The sequence below is a fragment of the Alkalibacillus haloalkaliphilus C5 genome, from assembly GCF_000269905.1.
Taxonomy (GTDB): domain Bacteria; phylum Bacillota; class Bacilli; order Bacillales; family Alkalibacillaceae; genus Alkalibacillus; species Alkalibacillus haloalkaliphilus_A.
The window spans coordinates 1-3,331 of the sequence record NZ_AKIF01000214.1; the positions used below are offsets into that span (position 1 = coordinate 1).

Here is a 3,331-nt window from a genome sequence, read left to right on the forward strand (position 1 = left end):
CTGCAACCAAAACCAAATAAACGACCATTTGCTATTGCCATGTTTACTTAACCAATCCATAAAAACTGGCTTTAAAACCTTAATCAGTTCATCATCTGTCACTAAGCTACGGAGTATTCCTTCCATTGTAATGAATGATCGCCCTAAGAAGACAAATCTCGTCGGCACTTGAATTGGGAGGGCTTGAATTATATCATTCATTTCTAACTTTAAAGCAACCAAGTCTATATCTTTCAATTGTTCAGGTTGATACGACAGTAATTCAGCCAACAGCTTTTCAACTGTTCTTTGGTCTGCTTCTGGGAGTAAAAAGCCTAAATGAGTCAAGGCTTCTACAGCTTTAGGGTAATTCTTTGATAGAATTCCCTCTATTAATGTTTGAAAATATGAAGCATCCTTCTTAGAAAGCTCCCCTACCATTCCGAAATCTAGTAATATGATTTGCCCTTCCTTTGAAACAAGTATGTTCCTGAATGGGGATCAGCATGGAACATTCCAGCTCAAGCCACTGAGGAAGGAAACTTCAATTAGATTTTCAGCTAAATTTCGTTGATTAATTTCTAATTGACTCATTCCCTCTTCATCTGTCAGTTTTATACCTTCTACCCACTCCATGACCAATATCTTGGATGTACTAAGTTCCGTATACACATCAGGGATTTTCACACCTTCAACATCCTTAAATCGTTCTTGGAAATTGTGTAGGTTATCTTTTTCCTTTAAGAAATCAAGTTCACGTTCAATAACTTCCTTTACCTCTTTATATAATACCTTAAAATTAATAAACCCTTTTGGCGTAGGAGCAAAATAATGGGCAAACCAAATAATAATACTTAAAGTACGGAAATCAGTTTGAATAATTGATTGAATATTTGAGCGTTGTACTTTAATCGCAACTGGTTGACCATCTTTTAAAACACCTTTATAGACCTCTCCTATGGAGGCAGAGGCTACTGCTTTTTGATCGATGGTATGTAAATATTGCTCCAAAGGGCCTTCCCATTCAGTTTCAAGAATACCCTTAACTTCTTCCCATTCAGAAGGGGGAACTTGATCTGTAAGATCTTGAATTTGCTTAATAAAACTATTAGGAAGTAAATCTGCACGAATACTTAGTAACTGCCCCATTTTAATCAGTAATCCTTCTAACTCAAATAATGTCTTTCGGAACCTTTTGCCTATTTTTTCCCACAATTTCTCCCAATCAGCATCAGACTTTCTTCTAAATTTATACCAATAAATTTGAATGAAGATAACAAATGCCATTGAGAGTACCTTAGACATGCGTTTTAATTTACTCATTCGTCCCATCAAATCACTCGTTTCTTTTGCACTATTATGTAAAACGGCATCATTACTAAATATATTCGACAAAAAAGGCGTTAACCCTTTTAAGTTAACACCTCCATCTGTTGAAATAAATAATTTTTGCAAATCGTTACATTAAGAATATTTGTTGAATTTTTAATTTAAATACCGCCTTTAAATCACTTTAACTTTTTTCTATAAAACAAGTCATTGAAAGGGACTAATCCAATGGTGCTTAGAGATACACCCATTAAGTTCTTATCATATAAAGCTTTTTGAAATGTCCAATACAATGGAATTGTAATAAAACTTTTACATAATAACGTATCGACACTTTTTAATTCTTCAATTCTATTTGCCATTTTTTCGTGTCGGGAAGCTTGATCTAGACTTCCTTCAATAATTTCCTTATTTTCAAAATTAATAAGAGATTTTACTGTCTGAGATTCAAACAAGTTAAAGAGAGAAACCTCTTCTGATTCTTGTGTTACATACTCTGAAAGAATTAAGTCAGCATATTTTAAATGATCCATAAAGGTCGAGTATGGAATATATTTGGGGTCAATTGTTATACCATGCTCCTTACATTCATGCTGTATCCATTTAACATCTTCTCTATGTGGCGGAAGATCATACGTTATTAAAGTTAAAGGTTCCTCAAAAGTATCATCAGATAAATTCTGATAAATTTCTTCGGATTGATAAGATGAACTCTGTTTCATAAATGAACTTGCAGGTTCACTTCTAGGAAACCCCAATTCCCTCACCATTTCTTCTTTGTTTAATATGGTTGACAACTTCTTTCTCAACACCTCATTCGTCCGTATTTTTTCTTTACTCATATTCCACATAAGGTATTTAACGGATAGTCTTTCCCTCTCGATATATTGAAGTTGGTGATCATGATCATGACCTTTCAAAATTGTAAAGGGAATATAAAAAACCGGATCGGCGTCACCATTTTTCACATTAAGATATTTTTCTATTGATGGTAGTACAAAAATAGTGATGTTATCAATATGAGCACGTTCCTGAAAATAATCGTTATGAACCGTAAGCGAAAGAAAATCGGTTTCATGTTCTTTTATTTTGTATGGCCCTGTCCCAATGGGGGTTTTGGAAAACTCTTCTGTTGACTTCTGAGCATAATCATTAGGTACAATTGAGCATTTCGGTGAAGTGACCAGAGAAAGCCACTGAAAAGAAGGTTTGTTAAAGGTAAACTGCACTATGTAATTCCCGATACATTTAATGGCATCTAAATCTTTAATGATCCATTTAGAAGATGTTCCTTTTAACCTCTCAAAAGTGAACTTAACATCTTCGGCAACTAGATGTTTTGAATGATGAAATAATACCCCTTTTCTAAGGTAAAAGGTGAACGTCTTTCCGTCATGATCTATCTCCCAATAATGAGAGAGGCTAGGTTCAACTACTTTTCGTTCTTCGTTATACCTCACTAAAGTATTAAATATTTGTTTTACCATATGTGTTTCTGTTTGCCTTTCGACTTGCGAAGGGTTTAAAGAGTATAGAGACCGAAAGTACGGTATTTTTAAATGCTCGCATTCGTCTTGAACACCCTGAGGAAACCTAGCTTCAGTACCAAAAAGCTTATTAATAAACTTATTAATTAGTTGGTGACTTTCATTTAGTTGAGGGTAATCCTCAAACATCAAAATTAGACGTTCGATATCTTCTGTTTTTGGCGAATATTTTTCGAATCTCTCAAACATTTCTTCAAGCGTCTTTAAAAAAGTAATACTTGTTGCATTTCCTCTTCCCTTTCCTCTAACAGCCTTAATCCACTGTTTTTCCTCCATTTTATTTAGTACATGAATAACATTTCGTTCTGAGCACTCCAATTCTATGCTAATTTCATGTCTTGATACACTCGTTTGGTAATCTGTCTTGATTTTTGCAAAGGTAATAAATAGTTTGATGTAATATTCAACTAACTTCATGAGTGTCCTCCTATTAAAAAGGTGAAATGACTATAATTAATTTACACTTTTTATTCTCC

1 protein-coding gene and 1 pseudogene are annotated in these 3,331 nt (G+C 33.9%); both read right to left on the minus strand.

Going from position 1 to position 3,331, the window contains the following annotated elements:
- Positions 1-1,311, minus strand: a pseudogene (locus tag A194_RS20120) (ABC1 kinase family protein); the annotation flags it as partial.
- A 176-nt stretch (positions 1,312-1,487) separates the two neighbouring features.
- Positions 1,488-3,272, minus strand: coding sequence for an ABC transporter substrate-binding protein (locus A194_RS0115475; RefSeq protein ID WP_017187702.1), 1,785 nt, complete (start codon positions 3,270-3,272; stop codon positions 1,488-1,490).
- Between the last annotated feature and the right edge of the window lie 59 nt (positions 3,273-3,331).